Origin of the sequence: Coleofasciculus sp. E1-EBD-02 (genome assembly GCF_040218245.1) — a bacterium.
Lineage (GTDB): Bacteria > Cyanobacteriota > Cyanobacteriia > Cyanobacteriales > Coleofasciculaceae > Coleofasciculus.
Window position 1 is genome coordinate 1 of the sequence record NZ_JAVJQN010000052.1, and the last position, 21,809, is coordinate 21,809.

The 21,809-nt window shown below is 45.9% G+C and carries 11 protein-coding genes and 3 pseudogenes; 7 read left to right on the top strand and 7 right to left on the bottom strand.

Features of this window, described 5'->3' with window-relative positions:
• The 3 genes and pseudogenes from RIC07_RS09150 to RIC07_RS09160 all read left to right on the top strand — a co-directional run.
• Nucleotides 1-1,426: pseudogene (locus tag RIC07_RS09150) on the top strand (hypothetical protein); the annotation flags it as partial.
• A 66-nt stretch (nucleotides 1,427-1,492) separates the two neighbouring features.
• Nucleotides 1,493-1,795: pseudogene (locus RIC07_RS09155) on the top strand (glutathione S-transferase C-terminal domain-containing protein); the annotation flags it as partial.
• A gap of 333 nt (nucleotides 1,796-2,128) precedes the next feature.
• Entirely contained in the window at nucleotides 2,129-4,993 is a 2,865-nt protein-coding gene (locus tag RIC07_RS09160) for a GAF domain-containing protein (protein ID WP_446394241.1), read from the top strand.
• Between the two features lie 361 nt (nucleotides 4,994-5,354).
• Here the strand turns inward: RIC07_RS09160 and RIC07_RS09165 are convergent, their stop codons facing one another.
• The 5 genes from RIC07_RS09165 to aroA all read right to left on the bottom strand — a co-directional run bounded on the left by RIC07_RS09165 (nucleotide 5,355) and on the right by aroA (nucleotide 11,034).
• A complete protein-coding gene (locus RIC07_RS09165; RefSeq protein WP_006098180.1) occupies nucleotides 5,355-5,930 on the bottom strand; it encodes a hypothetical protein in 576 nt (191 codons plus the stop codon).
• 126 nt (nucleotides 5,931-6,056) lie between these two features.
• On the bottom strand, nucleotides 6,057-7,229 hold the full coding sequence (locus RIC07_RS09170) for an RRXRR domain-containing protein (protein WP_446394242.1): 1,173 nt from the start codon (nucleotides 7,227-7,229) through the stop codon (nucleotides 6,057-6,059).
• Between the two features lie 154 nt (nucleotides 7,230-7,383).
• Nucleotides 7,384-7,662 carry a hypothetical protein gene (locus RIC07_RS09175; protein ID WP_446394243.1) on the bottom strand — a complete coding sequence of 93 codons (279 nt, stop codon included), beginning with the start codon at nucleotides 7,660-7,662 and terminating at the stop codon, nucleotides 7,384-7,386.
• Nucleotides 7,663-8,211: 549 nt separating this feature from the next.
• Nucleotides 8,212-9,525 carry a calcium-binding protein gene (locus RIC07_RS09180; RefSeq protein WP_446394244.1) on the bottom strand — a complete coding sequence of 438 codons (1,314 nt, stop codon included), beginning with the start codon at nucleotides 9,523-9,525 and terminating at the stop codon, nucleotides 8,212-8,214.
• Nucleotides 9,526-9,663: 138 nt separating this feature from the next.
• A complete protein-coding gene (aroA, locus tag RIC07_RS09185) occupies nucleotides 9,664-11,034 on the bottom strand; it encodes a 3-phosphoshikimate 1-carboxyvinyltransferase (protein WP_446394258.1) in 1,371 nt (456 codons plus the stop codon).
• A gap of 152 nt (nucleotides 11,035-11,186) precedes the next feature.
• Between aroA and RIC07_RS09190 the strand changes: the two genes are divergently transcribed.
• The 3 genes and pseudogenes from RIC07_RS09190 to RIC07_RS09200 form a co-directional block, all read left to right on the top strand.
• Nucleotides 11,187-12,488, top strand: coding sequence for a P-loop NTPase fold protein (locus tag RIC07_RS09190; protein ID WP_446394245.1), 1,302 nt, complete (start codon nucleotides 11,187-11,189; stop codon nucleotides 12,486-12,488).
• Between the two features lie 647 nt (nucleotides 12,489-13,135).
• Complete coding sequence (locus tag RIC07_RS09195) at nucleotides 13,136-17,074, top strand: tetratricopeptide repeat protein (protein WP_446394246.1); 3,939 nt, start codon at nucleotides 13,136-13,138, stop codon at nucleotides 17,072-17,074.
• A gap of 12 nt (nucleotides 17,075-17,086) precedes the next feature.
• Nucleotides 17,087-19,147: pseudogene (locus RIC07_RS09200) on the top strand (tetratricopeptide repeat protein); the annotation flags it as partial.
• 227 nt (nucleotides 19,148-19,374) lie between these two features.
• Here the strand turns inward: RIC07_RS09200 and RIC07_RS09205 are convergent.
• On the bottom strand, nucleotides 19,375-19,551 hold the full coding sequence (locus RIC07_RS09205; RefSeq protein ID WP_446394247.1) for a hypothetical protein: 177 nt from the start codon (nucleotides 19,549-19,551) through the stop codon (nucleotides 19,375-19,377).
• Between the two features lie 38 nt (nucleotides 19,552-19,589).
• Nucleotides 19,590-20,147 carry a 2'-5' RNA ligase family protein gene (locus RIC07_RS09210; protein WP_446394248.1) on the bottom strand — a complete coding sequence of 186 codons (558 nt, stop codon included), beginning with the start codon at nucleotides 20,145-20,147 and terminating at the stop codon, nucleotides 19,590-19,592.
• 326 nt (nucleotides 20,148-20,473) lie between these two features.
• On the opposite strand from RIC07_RS09210, the gene RIC07_RS09215 reads away from it, so the two are divergent.
• A complete protein-coding gene (locus RIC07_RS09215) occupies nucleotides 20,474-21,799 on the top strand; it encodes a hypothetical protein (RefSeq protein WP_446394249.1) in 1,326 nt (441 codons plus the stop codon).
• Nucleotides 21,800-21,809 lie beyond the last annotated feature (10 nt).

Below are 21,809 nucleotides of genomic sequence, written 5' to 3' on the forward strand. Positions count from 1 at the left end.
AACCCAATGGGTAAAACTCAATTGGAAATGTTCCTAGCTGAATACTCATCTATATTCCATGTCTGCGTATGTGAGACAGCCAATCATCTCCTCTGGGATAATAAATTCAACAAGTCTCAATGGAATACACATTTACAGCAGACATACGGGATAAACAAGCGTCACGCCAATGGAGTGATCGCCTTTAGCCAAGGAGCGGTAGATGCTGCGTCGGCTAACCGTCAGCGCCACGTCAAGGTGCTAACTGCCAAATTCAAATCTTGTGAGAAGTGGATAAAAAAGACAGAACGCCAGCTAAAGAATGCTCGTAAATTTTACCGTAGGAAAAACTGGCAAAATAGTAAGACGGGCTGTCAACTACCTCTTTCGGTGTCTATTCAATACCGGGATACTAACTGGCAGAACCTACGCTTCCAACTGCACCACAAAAAGCGCAAACTAAACCACTATCAATTACAGCTCGAGTACCTTAAAGCGGCTCCTATTGGGGTTACTATACCCAAGGGACAAGCATACATAGTAGGAGCCGCCGCCGAAACAGAAGGGAATCAGTCTTGCCAATGGGACGGGCAGACAATCAAAATTCGGGTTCCCTACTCTCTAGAGGGTAAGTTCGGCAAATATGTCTCATCTAAAATTGGAGATTTTCATCGGAATGTTAACCGATTGCCAGCAGAGGGCGCTAAAACCTGGCACTTCTACCGGAAGGATGGCAGATGGTGTGTAGCGGTACAATTCACTCCAGCACCAGTCAAACAGATATCTAGACCAATTCAGTACGGGTGTATTGGCATAGACTTGAACCCAGGTTCAATCGGTTGGGCATACATCGATAAAGAAGGCAATCTCAAGCACCATGGGCAGATATCGATTCAGATGGGTTTACCCCGTGGCAAACAGGACGCCGCCATCAGACATATCTGTTTCCTACTTCTGGATATGGCGATTTTCTACCAATGCCCGATTGTGTGTGAGGAGTTGGACTTTTCCGGCAAGAAAAACCAACTTAGGGAGAAAGGGCGCAAGTACGCCAGAATGCTATCTGCTTGGGCATACAGCCGCTTTTTCGAGCTACTAACCGCCATCCTGTCTAATCGCGGTATAGAGTTAAGACAAGTCAATCCCGCCTACACCAGCCTAATTGGTCTGGTTAAGTATGCCCGAATGTACGGGTTAGCCAGTGATGAAGCGGCGGCCCTGGCGATTGCCCGTCGCGGTATGAGATTAGGAGAAAAATTACCAGGCTCCATAACCGCCTATCTATCGGTGAACGATATTCTTGCACGTATGGAGCCAGTGGAATCAACTGAATAGTAAGCTCAAGCGCTTTATCAGAAGTAGACACGCCTACTATGGTATCTCTAACTGGGAGTTTTTGGTCAACCCTCAACAGGGAAGCAGTAACGCACTAAAAGCAAGCGCTTGAAGAAACTTATACCGTTGAGTTTTGCCTAGGTTTGTTTACTTGTGAGCAGATATGACTAGGTTTTTGGAAGCGGTTCTATCCCAGCAAGCTTATCTGTGTGGCGATCGGATCACGGAAGCGGATTGGTGTATGTTCACTACCCTGTTTCGCTTTGACCCCGTTTACTACGTGCATTTTAAGTGCAACTTACGTAGAATTAGTGATTATCCCCATCTGGGAAATTATCTCAAAGATCTCTATCAGCAACCGGGCGTTAGCGATACCTGCAACCTTGACCAGATCAAGCAACATTATTACAAGAGTCATCCCCACATTAATCCCACTCGCATTGTACCCAAAGGTCCTGTGATTGATTGGGTGGCGGGGTAAATTTTGACTGTGTAGAGGCGGGTTTAGGGATTTTCTGTTCGCTGTTGATGATAACGTTTGTACAAAACCCGCCCTGACCAAGTTTTGAACGAACTCCCCCAGCTCCCCCAATTCCCACCAATAGAGTAAAGTCTATTCAGAAGCAACCATAATTTAGTATTATTGTCAATATTATTTAAATCAGGATCTTGAGATCGGTAGAGTCTAATTTGAGCCATCGGTAAGGTAGCATCTGAGATAGTCCCCATGGATTGATCACAGCTCCTGAACCCTAATCATCACCCGACTAGCAAGAGAAGGCAAGCTGCCAAGGCGTTTACACCAGGTTGCACTATGATTTCAAATTTATCTGAACAGTCCCATTATCCAGAAAGCGCGAGTAGCGGATTACAAATTGCCAGAGGATTAAAAGCTAAATCACAAAACTATAAACGATTGCTGGTTGAGGTGTTGAAATGGACAGGGGGACAACCATTTCTCACCCAGCAGCTTTGTCGCTTAATCGCCCAAGCACCGGATGCACCCTCGAAAGGAACGGAAGCGGAATGGGTGGAAAACTTAGTGCGATCGCACTGGATTGAGAATTGGGAAGAACAACCGGAACTGATGCATTTGCAGACGATCCGCGATCGCTTACTCAGACGCAAACACCGGAGTCTGAAGCTGTTGCAGGTGTATCAGCGTATCCTCCAACAGGGAGAAGCGATCGCCAATGACAGTTCCGAACAGAAGGAACTGCGGATGATGGGGTTAATCCTCAAGCATCAAGGAAAAGTTAGGATTCACAATCGTATCTATGAATCGGTATTTAACCAAGAGTGGGTCAATAAGGCTTTAAAAACCATCCAGGCTGATTTAGAACCAGGCGACTCGGAATTTCTCAAAGCCTTAGCCGAATTAGAACGCAAACTCCTGGTTTCCCAGGTGGAAATCTTATCCAAAGCCGATACAGAATCCGAGGATGAAGGTTCAGCACAAGCCCTTTATGAGGTGCTGCGCGATGTTACCTCTAAAGTCGGCGAATTACTGGGTGCCGATCGCGCCACCATTTTCTTACTCAATGACGAGAAGACAGAACTCTGGTCATTAGTGGCGGAGAATGAAGAAGGTGAATTCCTGGATATTCAGGTGCGAGTCGGGGAAGGGATAGCGGGTCATGTGGCTCAAGATAAAAAAGTCATCCATATTCCCGACAACGTTTATGAAGATCCCCGCGCTGCGCTGGTTAAGGAATTTGACAAAAAATATAATTACCGCACCGAGAATATCTTGGCATTTCCCATCTTAAGTGAAAACAAAGAGGTGATTGCGGTAATTCAGTTACTGAATAAGTTACCCACTGATGAGCAATCCGACAAACGACCCAAAGGATTCACCACCCTAGACTTAGAACGGTTGGCAAAATGCGTGGTTCCGGTGCGGCGGATTTTGGAAAGTTGCCAATCCTGTTACAAGGTGATGAAGAAGCTGCGGGCGACAGCCGCCTTAGCCGAAGCCACGCGATCGCTCGATCAGATTAACTTAGATACTAAGGCGATTTTGCAACGGGTGATGAATACCGCCAAGAAGCTGCTGAATGCTGATCGCAGTACCTTGTGGTTAGTGGATCGCGATCGCGGCGACTTGTGGACGGAACTTCCAGGGAAAGGAGAGGTTCGCTGTGATGTTGGGGTTGGCTTTGCGGGTCAAGTGGCGCTAACCCGCCAACCGATGATTATCCCCTTCGATCTCTATGATCATCCTAGTGCGGAAAATGCTAAGAAAACCGATGAACAAACCCGCTACCGCACCTGTAGCCTTCTCTGTATGCCCGTTGTCAGTCCAGATGGGGAATTATTGGGCGTAACCCAACTAATCAACAAGCGCAAACCTGGGGATCATCCAGAGTATAACCGAGACGAGTGGCCCCATGTTCCCAGCTACTTTAAAGCGAGTTTTGATAAAAATGACCGCCAGTCCATGCAAGTCTTTAACGAACGAGTGGGTGTTATCCTGCAATTCGTCAAGACCCATGAGACCCTAAAACAGCTTGCTCAAATTGAGCCAAAAGAATCTGTTTATAATACCCTAGCAATTCTCAGTAATTCCGTTGCCGATCAGAGTGATGAAGCACTCTACAATGCCCTGTATTATACGTTAAGCTTTGTCACCAACTCGATTAACAAACTCTTGGGCGCAGAACAGACCACAATTTTCCTCCTGGATGCCGAACAAAGCATCTTTTGGTCATTAGTCTGGAACTCCAGAACCCTAAATGCTCAAGAGATTCGGGTATCTGCCACTCTAGGAATCGCCAGTAAAATGGTCGAATCGCGTTCAGTCAAAGCCAGCAAAAACCCCAGTAAACTGAATGATCTGTTAGTCCATATGGGGTTAGAACCCGACGCGATTAACACTGTGGAAAACATGTTGTTATTCCCGGTTGTGGACTCGAAAGGGAAAGTGATTGCCATTATTCGGTCATTTAACAAATTCCTCTTTACCTATGAATCAGGGGGAACGTTATCCGAAACAATCGAAATCAATGGCTTTAGCCAAGCCGATGCCCAGAAATTGCATGAACGCATGGCATCCACATTGCCGATTCTGCAAGGCTTCCAAGCATTTCACCGGGAAATCCGCAATCTTCAGGAACAACGCAAGGCGATCGATCCCCTCTATCAAGCGATTAGTTTAGTCAGTAGCAGTAGCGGCGGAAATGCTGAAGAAGTCATCCAAACGGTGATGCAAGCCGCCAAACAACTCACCCATGCGGATCGCACCACCCTTTGGTTAATTGATTACTCAACTCAGGAATTATGGACAAAAATTCCCCAAGCCGATGGTTCTTTAATGGAAACACGAGTACCTTTAGGAGAGGGATTTGCTGGAAAAGTTGCCCAAACCGGTCAACCGTTAAACATTCCCTTTGACCTCTACGAACATCCCGATTCTGATATCGCCCGCAGAACAGACGCCAAAACCCATTATCGGACATGCAGTCTGTTATGTATGCCAGTTTTAAGTTGTGATGGTGAGTTACTCGCTGTTACCCAACTCGTAAACAAACGTCACACTGATGATACGACGGAATATGATCCATCCCAGTGGCCCCACGTTCCTGAGTACTTTAAAGCCAGTTTTGATGAAAATGATCAACGGGACATGGAAATTTTTAACAATCAAGTGGGTGTTGTACTTCCCGGTATCATGCGTTAAGTTAAGTCAGTTTAAAAAGAGATGCCATGGCATCTCTTTTTTGACCCTTCATCACCTTCGGGGAACCTGATTTGTAGGGGCGGGTTTAGGGATTTTCTGGTCACTAAGTAGGTTGGTGGAAATAAACTTAACTAGATTAAGTTATGTAAACAAGCCTCAAACCCTTACTGTTCCCTGTGACACACCGAGCGTGTTACCGAGCGAAGTCGAGGTAAGTCGAGGTGTTCCCTGTTCCCTAATCTCCACCGCTAACTTTAATTGTGTCCACCTACTTATTGATGGTAATGTTTGTGCAGAACCCGCCCTGACCGATCCTTGGCTTCGCTCAAGGATATAATTTTAAGGAACCCATGAACAATTTTTAACTGCTAAATACCTGAGCCAAATCTTCATTGGACGTTCCCAAGATGCGTGCTAGTCGATTCAGTTCGCTATCACTGAATCCATCCCGTACTTCGATTAACTCTTCCACGGATTTTCCCAAGATTCGGGATAATGACTTAAGCTGGCTATCCGGAATATCTTTACCTTGGAAAATATCTTTAAGTTGTTGCGGTGCTAATTTGTAAGAGGCACAAAACCGAACAAATTCTCGATTACTGATATCGAGAGCTTGCTGCCGTTCTCTGAGTAAGAACGCGATCGCCCGAGTTCCATGTTCTGGACGTTTAGCTTTGTCCAGATAGTCCTGGATGCGCCTGTCGAGATGATTCATGCTAATCCCAGCTTGTTTAAGCAAGTCGATACAGGCTAGTTTTAAGGCTTTGTTTAACATTTCATTTTCTTCGTGGAGTCGTTCGTACTCATTAAAGATTTCCACCATCTTCGCCGCAAATTCTGGCGTACAAAACCCAACTTCCATATCCTCGCAGGAAATGGCAATATAGGAGCGGTAGTGGTTCAGTTGCAAACGCAATGTCTGGTTATTTGGGCGCATAAGTCCAACGTTTTTGGTAAAAAAACTATTCTAGGGGAGTTATTTGACCAATTGTGCCAAAGTATAGTTCATCGTGAATCTCATGAGACTCCGACCTCAGCGAAGCAGGTCGGAGAGGGATAGAGGTCAAATCGCACCCTGAGCGAAGCCGAAGGGGAGATTTGACAATCCAGTTGAAGGCACGACGATTAACCCCGTGCTTCGCTGCAACAACTGGACTTTTTTGGCAGTAAACTGCCCTAATCGTTTCCAATTGGCATTACTAACAGAAACCTGTGTCTTGGTGTCTCCAGAACACCAACCTGTGTAAGTCTTTCCGGCTTTTTCGGCTATAACCTTGTCTCCTTTTCTGAAGTTATGACGAGTAACTGTACCGCCATACTTGCGTCGCTTGCTACCCTTGGATGGAACACACAGGTGTAATTGTCTGCGACTAACGGGCGGTCTACGGATTACTGTAAATGGCGCTGGTGTAATCTCAACAAATCCTTGCCAGTTACCGTGTTTGGTACCCTTAGAGTGCCATTCTCGCCATTGAACAAACTCAAACGCGGCTAAAGTTACACCATCAACAGCGTGTGTCGCTGGTGTCTGATTTGCTTTGTTTTTCTTGTCTTTGCCTAGTCTCAACCACTGCCTGAGTTGACTGGTTCCGTTGCCATTTCTTTGCCATCCTTGGTGTGTTGTAACAGGAGCTAATTCAGATAGCCATTTAAGCATTTGTCGTTGTCCTACCATGACTGGAGAAAAACCAACGCCAGACTGAGCCGACTTGCGACCACTGGTTCTATCCACATCAGCTATAACTAACTCATAGTGAATGGCGCTAACAGGGAACAGTTTAAATAATTCTTTGACTACCCGTAATTCTAGTTGTTTGTTAGCTCGAATTGAAGCAGGTAGTTTGCCTTGCTTGCGATTATCAAATCGCTTTTGACGGTGACAACGCTTGTTGTAAGGTAGTTTTCGATTAATCCGCCTTCCCCGTCTTGCTCGACGCATGACTCGCCGTAATTCCATCCGCTCTTTAACTGTTTTGAACGGTAAGACTAGGTGAGCCATCCAGAGAGTAGCAAGGCTTGATTGAACCCCGATACCTGAGTAATGCTTGCCTGGATCTATCCCCACAGCTATAGGTTGCGTGTTTTCTCCTGTTTCAAAGGTCAACTGAATGGCAAAGCACTCTAAGTCGTTAGGCGCGATTTTGGCTTTACCTTCTTTCACCCAACGTCTAGCACGGCTAGGCTTGGTTGGCATTAAGGGCTTGCCTGATTTTGATAGAACTGGTACTCGTAACATGGAGATAATCCTCACGAGTGAGAGTTTTTAGTCCCTTCCCGCATCTAAGCCAAGATGTCCTAACTAAATAGCGACTCAACAAAAAGCCTTAGAGATAATCCGAACTAGGGAAGCATTCGGAAGTCTGTGCCAGGTTTAGACGATGGTGCGGTATTCAACGTTTAATTGCCGTTTGTCCGGCAATCCCCGACTTCAAGCGATAGCTAAGTCGGGGTTGTTGAAACGGATAGTGGCGTAGAATGCAAGAGTTAACAATATAGCGCCTCCGCCAAAAAATTGGTGATCTTGCTCTCCCACCTGACTGATGAATGTTGGAGACGTTGACTAACTCCAGCTCAGCCCATTCTGGGACTGCCTTCAGCTTACCTGCTAGACTACCGATTTGGTCAACGTGAGAATAGGGAATTTCATCTGCCATCTGACTCTCAGCCACAAAACCAGTATAGTGTCAATGAAATGAAGAGAATCTGTCCTGCCATAACGAAGTCCCACCCTAGTCAGGAGCTAGGATGGGACGTTCGAGCCTACGGAAACCGAGGATGAGAGTCTGGGAAGTGTCTGAGAACTGAAGGGGTGACAAGCTCGCGTCAAAGGTAGGCAGGGTGTGGGGTATGGGGTGTGGGGTGTGGGGAAAATATTAGAGAAACACAAAAGCCCATAAGAGGAGAGAGGGTAAGGAGTGAGCGCTCTCGCTTGCGAGCCAACGCCGTCAACTCGAAGGACTTCAGGGTCAAAATGAATAAACAATAGAGTTTTTGGTGACTCCCTGAGTAAAGTTCAACACCTCGACTCCGCTCCGTGTTGACGCCCTCGCGGAGTCGAAGCGTCAATTTTTCCCTACACCCTACACCCTACACCCTACACCCAGTAGTACCCTCAAGTCCCTTGTCACCGCCTCAGGTCTGAGAACTTAGTTGAGAGGGATTGTCTCTCTGGGGTTTTCCGTAATCATCAAGCTCAGCGTTTCCAACCGCTTCGTTTTCTAGGCGTTAACGAAGTGTACAGGGTTGTTCAGGGCAGAAAGTGAAATGGAGGATTGAACAATCGCAATTAGGTCGCCTTGGAAAGAAATCGTCAGCCCTGGTGGGAGGGAACCATGAGAGAAACCAAACTCCAGATCATTAAACAAGGTATCCGAAGCCAGTTGGATTGTGTCTTGACCGAAAGTAAAGTCAGTAATCAAGGCAAAGTCAGCAATACCACCACCAACATAGTAGAGTTCCGGCTCTCCCCGATCGATACCGACTACAGTGCCATCGTCACCCAGGACAAATGTATCCTCTCCTTGACCGCCAGTGAGAGTATCCCGCTCGAAGGGAGCCAACGGGTTGATAGGCGTACCACCGAATCCAAATGCTGGGACAAAGGGGTCAACGCCAATCAGCACATCATTTCCATCGCCGCCATCGATAGAGTCACTGCCAACCCCAGCAACGAGTATATCTTCGTCATTTCCGCCGTTGAGAGTGTCATTCCCTAGGCTACCAAAGAGAGTATCGTTGCCACTGTCGCCATTGAGGATATCATCCCCAGCTTCACCGTCAGCACGATCATTACCGCTTCCGCCAAAGACTTGATCATTGCCAGAACCCGAAAAAAATGAATCATCGTCAGCTCCGCCCAGGAGTGTATCATTACCGAAGCCGCCATTGATCACATCAGCGCCAGCGTTACCCTGAACGATATCATTTCCGTTATCACCAAAAAGGCGGTCAGCTCCACCACCACCCGTGAGGATGTCATCACCATTGCCACCAAAGACAACATCAGCGCCACCGTTACCTTGGAGCAGATCATCCCCATCATTACCATTGATGTTGTCAGCCCCACTGCCGCCGTTTATGGTGTCATCGCCAGCTTCACCAAACAAAACGTCAGCGCCAGCGCCACCATTGATTAGGTCATTCCCGCCGATGCCAAAGAGTTGAGAGTCACCGAAAATAAGGTCAGCGCCATCCTCTCCATTGAGTACGTCATTGCCACCACCACCAATAATGATGTCAACGCCACCGCCGCCAAAGACTACATCGTCGCCATCAAGACTAAAGATGCCATCATTGCCGTCGAGGGCGAAAATTTGATCAGGGTCATTGGTGCCAACGATGGCAACATCATCATTAGGCGTACCAATGATTAAATTTAAGGAAAATGCTTGGGGCGCTAATGAAAGCATTTCAGCCTCCACTTCCTTCAGTGCTTTCATCGAAAGGGGTTTACCTTTCTGGAAAGCCGATCTTAAGTTCCGGAGATAGTTAGCGGAGCGTCGAGAAATGCGAGGCTGAAACTTAGATTTCATACTGTTTTCCTGGTTAAATGGATTGCTCAATCAGAAATTTCATTGTGTCAGAGTCTATCAGAGCTAAAAAATTAGTAAATGCGAAGTTCATTAAATTTAATAAAAACCTCGGTTCACTGGCTTAATCTGTACCAAGGTTTAAACAAGTTGCTCCGCACTGCCCCTATTGCAGAGGCGTTGTAATGTGGTGGTAAAGTCCGGATAGGAAATGGTTGCCGCTTCAGCGCCATGGATGGTGGTAATTCCTTTGGCGTTGAGTGCGGCGATCGCAAGACTCATGGTAATCCGGTGATCGGTATGACTGTCAACCTCTGCGCCTGTTAGCGGCGTGTTTCCGGTGATTTCTAACCCATCGGGGAGTTCTGTTATTTGTGCGCCCATCCGGTTTAACTGAGACGCCATAACTGCGAGGCGATCGCTTTCTTTGACTCGAAGTTCGGCGGCGTCGCGAATCACCGTGGTTCCTTGGGCGAAAACCGCCGCAACTGCCAAAATGGGAATCTCATCAATCATACGGGGAATTAAATCCCCAGCGATTTCACCAGCCTTCAGACGACTATAGCGAACTCGGATATCAGCCACGGGTTCTCCCGCCACTATCCGTTGATTTTCCAACTGAATATCCGCATTCATCATCGCCAGGGCGTCTAAAATACCTGTGCGGGTGGGATTAACACCGATATTTTCAATTAATAACTCAGAATCCGGGACAATCGCCCCAGCGACTAACCAAAAAGCGGCGGAACTAATATCACCGGGAACAATCACCGTTTGTCCTTGGAGTTGCGCTGGACCCGTGACTGTGGCACTGTGGGTGTCTGGGTCAACGGTAATTTTAGCACCAAACGCCTTAAGCATCCGTTCGCTGTGGTCACGAGACAACGCAGGTTCTGTTACTGTTGTTTCCCCGTCTGCCATTAACCCCGCTAACAGGATACAGGATTTAACTTGGGCAGACGCGATCGGGGAATGGTAATGAATCGGCTTAAGCTGTTGTCCCTGAATCGCCAGAGGCGCTAATGAACCATTCCCCCGCCCCCAGATTTGCGCCCCCATTTGTTGCAGGGGATGAACCACACGAGACATCGGGCGCGATCGCAAGGATTTATCTCCCGTTACCGTAAAAAAGCGTCCGGGGTGAGAGGCTAAAAGTCCCAGCATCAGCCGCAGAGTCGTCCCAGAGTTGCCTGCATTTAAGATATCCAGAGGTTCTTGTAATTCTCCCACACCCACGCCCCTAACGATAACCTCGTCGGCGTTCAGTTGAGAAATAGTCGCCCCCATCCCTTGGAAACAACGGGCGGTACTGCGCGGATCATCCCCCAATAGGAGTCCCTGGATACGGGTTTCCCCTTGCGCGATCGCACCCAACATCAAAGCGCGATGGGAGATAGATTTATCACCGGGAACCTGTAAATTTCCTTTCAGGAACAATCCCGATGGTGGGCGGGTGATAATTAAATCGAGTTGGGTTTCGATTTGCTTCAGGGTGACAACCGTAACGGGCATAGGTATGGAGGGGTTTAACAGGGGCGACATAAAATTGTATCAAAGACAATGATATCGGGTAATGGGGGATTGTAGAGACATTCCGGTGGAACGTCTGGGAGATAGGGTAGAGAATTTACGAATGACAAATGACCAATGACAAATGACAAATAATGACTAACTCAAAATTTTGGAAACCCGTTTATCAACTGTTTAAACCCGAAGAACCGCTGGAAAAGCCTGAAGATATTCGGGATTTTTACGTTTCGCGATCGGATAGTCCCGTTGAGCATTTAGTCAACGCCTTAGAAATGGAAGATGACCCCGCCAAATTTTTACTATCGGGTCACACAGGTAGCGGTAAAACCACAGAATTACGCCGTGTTGAACAGTGTTTAGCTGATAACTATACCGTAATCTGGATTGACACCGCCACCGCCCTTGACCGTTACAATATCGGTTATGCCGAAGTTGTCGTCTTAATTGGTCAAGAAATTTGTCGTCAAGCCATTAAACCAGGGTGGTGGTCACGCAAAGATGACCGTTTACTCAAGGATTTAGAAGATAGTCTCAAAACCGTTATTTATCAAGATAAAACCAACTCCACGGAAGGACTCGCCCTACCCGATCTGCTAACCAAAATGGGCATGACTCTAAAATTAGGGCTAACGCGAGAAATGACGAGAAGCTTGAATATTCGCCCACTGTTAAGTGAAATCATCGCTAAAGTGAATGCAATTATTCAAGCAGCAGAAAAAGATAGAAAACAAAAACTATTAGTCATTGTCGATGGATTGGATCGTCATGATCAGATGACCGCCTTAGAAATGTTTGCCAGTCCCCTGCTGACAGAACTCAATTGTCATATCATCTACACCATTCCCATTTCCCTGCGGTATTCTCCCAGTTTTCGCCAACCGATGCAGCGATTTCAAGACTGTTTAGACTTGGCGAATATTCCCGTATTTGAATGTGACGCCAATTTATGTCCCACAACCCAGCCTGATCAGATGGGGCGACAGATACTGAAACAAGTAATTGAAAAGCGATTAGCGCGATTAACCAACTATAATACCCAGGACTTGTTTACCCCAGAAGCCTTAGAAATCTTGTGTGAAAAAAGCGGAGGCGTAATGCGAGATTTAATTCGCTTAGGGCGGACAGCCTGTCAAGTTGCGGTGAAAAAGAAAGCCACCTCTGTGGATCAAGCTATTGCTGAACAAGCGGTAAAAGAAGAACGGCAAGCCTATACAATTAGTGATTACCAGTTCCCGGAATTAGCCGCAATTCACCGAACTGGACGATTAACCACAAAAACCCATACATTGCCAAATAAAGGAGAATTTGTGATTAGCGATGAACTCCTACAAAATAAATTTGTTTTAGGCTATTACGATGAAAACCAGAATCCTTGGTTTAATGTAAATCCGATATTGATTGAAGACTTACAGCGATGGCAAGCGACTCAAGAGTGATTTGTCATTTGTCATTTGTCATTCGTCCTTTGTTATTCGTAGGGTGGGTTAGGCGGTGTTAAATTGAGGAGACAACTATCTAATTCAATATCCGCCGTAACCCACCAAAAATCTGACAGATAAAACATACTAGAACAGCTCAAGAAATTAATCGTGATATCCAGGCTGAAAGAGATTCATGGTACAGCTAAATTGACCAGATTTTGCTAAGGCATAATAATTAAAAATATTAACGTTGAATTTAAATCAATTGTAGGGTGGGTTAGGCGGTGTTAAATTTAGGAGATAACCATTTAATCAGATATCCGCCGTAACCCACCAACATCCTGAAATGTCATCATATAAAATATCGGATGACCTCATTTTTAATCCAACCGCAAACCCCTTATGTAGGGGCGCACCGACGTGCGCCCTATCACCAACGTGCGCCCTATCACCGACGTGCGCTTATCCGTTTGTATCATCAGAGATTTTGTTGGGTTTCCTTCGTCAACCTAACCTACAATTAAATACATTTCCACCCTCATCCCCTAACCCCTTCTCCCATCAAGGGAGAAGGGGAACCATAACTCGACGTAAAAAAAAACATAACACCCCAACACATCAAAATCATCTACAATCAAACTAACCATCAGGACGGATTGACCATGGCAATCGACATCAACAATCTAAATCAACCTGACCAGGAAACCTTAGACGATTTAGCCACCACCCTAGAATTGTCTGACGGGACAACCATTGTCTTTGCCATCGCCCCCGAAAGCGCACCCAATCATCCCGTCGTCGAACAATTAAAATCCGTCCTCAACCCCGATGAATTTCAGGTTGAGAACTTCTTTTATAGTCAAGACTCTCTGATTAGGTTTCTCTATAATTTAGACAAGAGAATTCCCGTTAACCCAGACGCAAAAAACGAATCCAAACGTCCAGTCATCATGGCGTTTGGGATTGAACAATTACCTCGCCCCCGGATACTGAAGGAACTGAAACGATTGAATCTGGGGCGAGAGGCGCTGTTTTCACGGGAGATTGTCCTGATATTTTGGCTGAATAAGCGGGATTTTATCGAGACGTTTCGCGGTTATGCGCCGGATTTTTGGGATTGGCGGGAAAAGGTGGTGAAATTTACCACTCGTCCGCCGTTGAATTCCCTACTTTATCCCTATTTAGAAAATTTAATTGCCGATAATTCCTATCTGAAAATGAGTGGCGTGATGCAAGTACAGCGCCAGGTTGATATTTTTTTAGACCAAGTTTATGTGTCCCTGCGGGGGGAACGTCAGCAACAGGTGACGGAGTTTAAGGGGGGGAGTAAGTTAAATTTTGAAACACAGAAGTACGCAGAGGTTGGCGCAGAGAGTCGCAGAGGGATGGAGTTTGCGCCGTCAGAAATGAGTACAAAGACGGTGACACATAAGGTGGATTTGGCGGAGGCGGTGGGGAGGTGTCACTATAGTGTGATTTTAGGTGATCCGGGGGCGGGAAAAACCACGCTTTTGCGATATCTGGCGCTGCATTTTGCCATGGCGCAACGGGATGGGAAGGAGAGGGTTTTGGTGGATGGGGGAGCAGGGGGAGCAGGGGGAGCAGGGGGAGCAGGGGGAGCAGGGGGAGGCGTTTCTCAATCTTCAGTCACTACTCCTGAATCATTAGGGAATACTCGTTTCCCGGTGTTTTTACGAGTTGCGGATTATGCGGAACGGTTGGTGAAACAGCCAGAGTTGAGTTTGTTAGCGTTTCTGGAAGAATTTTATCAGCAGTGGGAAGCGGATGTTCGGGATGTGAACGATGAATGTAGAGACGTAGCATGCTACGTCTCTACGCTGCTGTGTGAAAAGATGCGTCAGGGTGAATGCTTGGTGCTGCTGGATGGTTTAGATGAGGTATTTAATCAGACTAGCCGTCAGCAGATTGTTAAACAAATTGAGGCGTTTGTTACCGATTATCCCGATAACAAGTATGTGATTACCAGCCGGATTGCTGGCTATCAGGATGTTAAATTAGGCAGTCGCTTTACCCAGTTTACCATTACTCAGATGGAATTTGAGCAGGTGGAGCGATTCCTGCGTCGCTGGTGTTTGGCGATAGAAAAAGCGCAGAAACCGGATGAAACGGAGGAGGTTTGGCGACGAGACGCGGAGAAAGAAGCAGAGGAACTGTTGGAGGCAATTCAAGGGAATGAAGGGGTAAAACGCCTCACCGGAAATCCCCTATTATTAACCATTTTGGCATTAATTCATCGCAATGGGTCGCGCCTCCCGAATCGGCGGGTGGAACTGTATGCGTTGGCGGTGAAAACGTTGATAGAAGATTGGCAATTGAGTAAGAATTTACCCGATGCGCCGCAGGTAGTGTTGCGGGAAAGTGAGGTAATTGAACTTTTAGCACCTCTGGCGTATTGGATGCATGAGGAGAAACCATCGGGGTTAATTACCCAAGCAGAAGCGGAAGCACAGTTAGGGGAAAAATTGGCAGAGTTAAATGATGAAGACGCGGAAGCGGATAGTGTGAAAAAAGCCGTACAGGAATTTTTGCGGCGAGTACGGGAAACCACCGGATTATTTGTCGAACGTGCGCCCAAGGTTTATGGGTTTATGCATTTAACCTTTGAGGAGTATTTTGCAGCGCGTTATATTGCTGATAATGACGTGAGTGAGATTCTGGAGATTATCCAGAAACACCAGGATGATGCACGTTGGCAAGAACCGATTTTATTGGCATTGGGGTATTTGGGAATTCATAGTCCTAAGCGGGTGACTCGGTTAGTAGAACGGTTATTTAAGGGGTTGGACGAGTATCAACCTGTTCTGGAAGAGGGAGAGATTCAGGTTAAAAATTCTTCATCGACTGAGCCGATTTTACGGTGGTCAGTTTTGGCGGAAGATGGGACAATTTCCCTGCGTGAATCTGCATCGATATTGAAAGAATTGCTATTTGCGGGTCAGGTTGTGGCTGAAGTTGAAGTGAATAGCCGGATTCGGTCAAAGGTGATTGAGAAGTTAGGTGTGACCTATTTGGGATTGGATGAAGAGTTTGAGAATGAAACGATTAAACAGGTGCTGAGATTGCTGCGGCAAATTGAACGATTTAATCAGAAAGGGGAAGTCATTCGTTATTTGCGTCAAGCGGTTGAGGAGGCTGAAGAAATAGCGGAACAACGAGTGAAAGCACAGTCAGCTATTTTATATGTGGCTTGTGGTGAATCGGGTGCGGGATTGGTAGATTGTGTGACAGAGATTGTTAAGCAGTTAGAACCGACACTGTTTTGTTCGATTAAGGATTTAGTAGTGGAGTTGGGGGAAGAAATGACCCCGGTTTTGGAGGTAACGCGACAAAATCAGAGTGGAGGGTTAATGGGATTGACCTTTCTCACCGGGATGTCTTACCTGCGAAGTGATGATTATAAGAAAGCAATTCCTCTTTTAGAAGAGATAACTGGGCAAAATAACAGTGGGATTCAGGCTTATATCGATTGGTCACTGGCTGCGGCTTATCAGGGAGTGGATAAATTTGACCAAGCGATTGATACGTATCAAGCCTGTTTTGAAAAGCTAGAGCCATATATTGAGCCAACCGCTTTGATGATTTTCTGGAGAAATTGGGGTATTTGTTACCGATTACATGAAAAATATGAACAGGCGCTTGATTGCTTTGAGCGAATGTTAAGAATAGCTAGGGAAGTTAGCAAGCCTAAAGATGAATCACTCGCTCTTTATCATATCGGAAGAACCTATAAAAATTGGGGGAAATATGAACAAGCAATAGATTATTATCACCAAAGCCGTGAAATCGATGAGCAATTAGACAAACAGCAGGATGTGGCTAATCAGTGGTACTGGCTAGCTGATTGCTATAGAGCCTGGGGACAATATGAAAAAGCGATAGAGTGTGAACAAAAGGATTTAGCCATTCGCCAGCAGCTAGATGACCAACCCAATATCGCTTTAGCCTACTATCAGTTAGGTAGAATCTATCAGGAATGGGGCAAATATGAAGACGCGATCGCACATCACCAACAAAGCCGTGAACTCTATGAGCAATTAGACAAACAGCAGGATGTGGCTGATTCGTGGTACAGGTTAGCTGATTGCTATCGAGACTGGGGACAATATGAGAAAGCGATTGAGTGTGAACAAAAAGATTTAGCGATTCGCCAGCAGCTAGATGATCAACCCAATATCGCTGATGCTTACTATCAATTGGGTAGGATCTATCAGGATTGGGGCAAATATGATGACGCGATCGCACATTACCACCAAAGCCGTGAACGCTATGAGCAATTAGACAAACAGAAGAATGTCGCTAATCAGTGGTACAACCTAGCTGATTGCTATCGAGACTGGGGACAGTATGAGAAAGCAATAGAGTGTGAACAAAAGTGTTTAGCCATTCGCCAGCAGCTAGATGACCAACCCAGTATCGCTTTAGCCTACTATCAATTGGGTAGAATCTATCAGGAATGGGGCAAATATGAGGATGCGATCGCACATTACCAACAAAGCCTTGAGAGCTATGAGCAATTAGACAAACACAAGGATGTCGCTGCTTCGTGGTTATTTTTAGCTGATTGCTATCGAGACTGGTGACAATATGAGAAAGCGATAGAGTATCAACAAAAGGGTTTAGCGATTTTCCAGCAGCTAGATGACCAACCCCATATCGCTTTAGCCTACTATCAGTTGGGTAGAATCTATCAGGATTGGGGCAAATATGAGGACGCGATCGCACATCACCAACAAAGCCTTGAACTCTATGAGCAATTAGACAAACATAAGGATGTCGCTAATCAGTGGTACAGGCTAGCTGTTTGCTATCGCAACTGGGGACAATATGAAAAAGCCATAGAGTGTGAACACAAGGATTTAGCCATTCGCCAGCAGCTAGATGACCAATCCAGAATTGCTTTAGCCTACTATCAATTGGGTAGAATCTATCAGGATTGTGGCAAATATTCTGACGCGATCGCACATTACCAACAAAGCCTTTCACTCTATGAGCAATTAGACAAACAGGAGGATGTGGCTAATCTGTGGTACAGGCTAGCTGATTGCTATCGAGACTGGGGACAATATGAAAAAGCGATAGAGTGTGAACAAAAGGATTTAGTGATTCGCCAGCAGCTAGATGACCAACCTAGTATCGCTGATGCCTACTTTCTGCTAGGTAGAATCTATCAAGATTGGGGCAAATATGAGGAGGCGATCGCACATTACCAACAAAGCCTTGAACTCTTGGAGCAATTAGACAAACAGCAGGATGTCGCTAATCAGTGGTACAACCTAGCTGATTGCTATCGAGACTGGGGAAAATATGAGAATGCGATCGCACATTACCACCAAAGCCTTTCACTCTATGAGCAATTAAATAAACAGCAGGATGTCGCTAATCAGTGGTTCTTTATAGCTGTTTGCTATCGAGACTGGGGACAGTATGAGAAAGCGATAGAGTGTGAACAAAAAAATTTAGCCATTCGCCAGCAGCTAGATGACCAACTCAGAATTGCTTTAGCCTACTTTATGCTAGGTAGGATCTATCAGGATTGGGGCAAATATGAGGACGCGATCGCACATTTCCAACAAAGCCTTGAACTCTTGGAGCAATTAGACAAACAGCAGGATGTCGCTACTCAGTGGTACAACCTAGCTGTTTGCTATCGAAACTGGGGACAGTATGAGAAAGCGATAGAGTGTGAACAAAAAGATTTAGCCATTCGCCAGCAGCTAAATGACCAACCCAATATCGCTGATGCCTACTATCAATTGGGTAGAATCTATCAGGATTGGGGCAAATATGAGGAGGCGATCGCACATCACCAACAAAGCCTTTCACTCTATGAACAATTGGACAAACAGAAGAATGTCGCTAATCAGTGGTACTGGTTAGCTGATTGCTATCGAGACTGGGGACAGTATGAGAAAGCGATAGAGTGTGAACAAAAGTGTTTAGCCATTCGCCAGCAGCTAGATGACCAACCCAGAATCGCTTTAGCCTACTATCAATTCGGTAGAATATATCAGGATTGGGGCAAATATGAAGATGCGATCGCACATTACCAACAAAGCCGTGATTTATACCAGCAAATCGGTCACAATGAACGCACAGCTAGAAGTTACAGATACATTGGCAAAACCCAACGCCTCCTCGCCCAGACTACCCCCGACACCACCGCCGCCCTCACCCTCCTCAGCCAAGCGGAAGAAAACATACGCCAAAGCATACAAATTAATACCAAAAACGACTACAAAAAGAACCTGGGGTATGATTACACCGCCCTCGCCCTCGTCTACGCTGAACGCTTCCATCAACTCCCGGCGGACGATTCTAACTTATCGGAACAAATCAGCCAATTTCAAACAAACTACGCCATCGGCTTAACCCACTTCCGCCAACTCGGACAAACGGTTGATAGCGCCGAAGAAACCCTAGATATCGCCCGCGCTTACTTACGAATTAACCCGATAAAATGGACAGGATGCACCGAATCTAGAGACGAGACATCGCATATTTTGGAACCCTTAAACCAAGCGGAAACCCTCACCCGCGCCGCCCTGGAAACATTCCAAGCTTATAATCGTGGTAAACTGCAAGCCGCCGCGCAGCAACTCCTGGAGGAAATCCACCAGCGCCGCGCCGACGATAACCAACCCCAAGGTTCGTAGTTCGTAGTAAGGGCTTTAGCCCTTAATTTTGTTAGGTTTGCTACGTCAACCCAACCTACTGGCACAGCTTATAACTTGTAGTCCATTTTAATGGACTTGAGCTATGAGCCAATAATTTGAATTCTTGGCGGATGCTGGGGCTGACTTAAAATAGTGCAATATGTGAATTTTAGCAGGGTTTTAATTGAATAATGTAAATTGATTTTACGGCTAATATTATATCATGTCTAGCTCCTTTGATTCTCTAACTGTGCCAATTTATTCTGAGCCAACTCCCTAAGTTTATCATCAGGATCATTTTCGGCTCTGTCGCGCAGCAAGGGTAAAGTGGGTTTTAAGATTAAGGCATGAGATTTTTCCGTCTCACAGGGAAAATCTTTCACCTTAAGTTGACACCAATGCACGTCGGTGCGCCCCTACAGTTCTAAATACCACATTGTCTCTACCCCGTTAAAAAAGGAAACTCTACATTCACATTCCATTGCCGACCATCGTGAAGTAACAAGGTGAGATGAGATGCCATGAACTCAAAGTCTAACGGTTGATTCTCAAATTCAGTCCACGCCTTGCGGAAATTCTGTCGCTTCAAATCACGAAAAGCAATGGTGACATGAGGAGAAAAGGAGCGATTTTTAGAACGCTCATCAACGATACCTAAAGAGTCTTCTAGATATGCCATTAAATCCTGTTGAATCGCGATCAGTTCTGGAGTTTTCAGAACGTTGACGTAAATAACACGAGGTTTAAACGCCCCAAACCCTTGAAGGGTTATGGAAACGGGTTTTCGGGTTTGAGCAAAACTTTTCAGGGATTCTTCGAGAATAGGTACAGCATCGACTTCCCATTTAAAAGGGGATTGCAGTGTAATATGGGGTGGAGATTTGAGGGCAGCTTTACTCTCATAAACATCAGCACAATGTTGCTTGATCTCCATGATCGAGTCTTGAATAGTTTGAGGAGGAAGTAGGGCGATAAAAAAGAGTTTTTTCATATTAAGCAATAAAAACAGGGGTTTCGTCGAGACGGTTTTAGGTATTAAGTCGGTTGGTAAAAATCAACTCAACACTCCACCCGTTATCTAAATAGCCCTTAAACCCTTACATAAGACGTAGCTTGCTTCTCGCTTGCGCGAGTGTGACAAATGACACTTTGTCAAGATTATAGCTCAGTCACAAATGCTCGAAACCAAATCTATGTCAAGGTTTTAGGAACTAAGATTGCCAAACCTGTGAGACATAGGGTTGAAACTATGACAAAATAATGAAACCTTGATGTTTCTTAATTCATCAAATCCTTGATCAATTATTTATCTTGAGGAGATCCGACATGACTACAACACCAGATCAAAGGGCAGAGGCACGCAACCGCGTGATTGAATCTGCCCGTCGATTAGGGGTTGAACTCAATGAACAAGAATTGGAACGATGGATGAACTCCATCACCGAAGCCACAGGAGACAGTGATATTACCGTTGATCACGATACGGGGGTTTTCGGTCACAAGGTCAGTATGTTAGATTTTGACCCCAAAGATCTAGAACGTTTTCGCACCATCGGCAGAATTGTAGAATTTGACGATGTTCCTGGTGTTGTCGAAACAGCATTAGCGCTCTCAGGTTCAGCGGCTCAATCTAAGGTTCAAACTCACCCAGGGGACTGTGACTACTTTGAGCGGGTGAATATCATTGCCCCAACCCGGGCGGAAGCCTGCCAGATTCTCTCCCGAATTATGCGTGAGAAAACCATCAACAGCCGTTCGGGTGATAATTTTCAATTAGTTGAACTGAAATTTGGTAGCTATCCCCAAGATGTGATCCGCGATGAACATTCCTATCACAAAGGCTCACCTATCTCCTGGTCACCGGATGACGTTGTCGCTGGGCAAATTGAAGTTAGCGATTTGCACGGAAATCCGATGACTATCACTTGGGATTCGGTCGCCGACGATCCCGGTTGGTGTAAGCTGGACTGGGTGATTGCTGATCCGGTGCGCCGTCAATTGGCTAACGCCAGCAATATGTTGGATGTCACCTGGGAAGCTCCCGATGGTACAATCACGCCCTTAGACGGCTATCTGGACGGCTATTTCCAAGAGATTTACCTCGATGCTGAATCTGCCCCCATCTTTTCTAAACTGGTGAAACAGGTTTCGACTGATGTCATGGATGATTATGTGACGCAGTTGGAAAAAGAAGTTAAAAAATATTTTAAGCCGGATAATCCCAACTATGGCAAAGCGGCTAAACGACTGTACAATATCTTCCGCCTGAATGGGCAATATGAGGAAGCTGCCTTCCTACGGGAACTGTTTGATGAACCCGCCGCATTACTGTATCAAGTTCACGCCTTAGTGCGAACGGTGAAAGACGCCATCGACCAAGGTGCGGTGTTTGATATTGATCACATTCTTGATCAAACGGATGAACTGATTCTGTCAGTGATCAAGGTTTTGGAAGGGGAAGAGGAATTAGAAATTACCCGTCATCTCCTGCGTTTATCCCGCTGCATTAGTCGTCAGCAAGAAGGTGTTCCACTTAGTCCCCAAGTTGAGGCAGCACGAGCAGAGGTGATGCAAATTGTCAATAATTTCTTCTACGAAAAGATGATGGCATTACCGACAATTAAATCTTACATTGACGGTCTCCACGCTTAATTGGAACGAC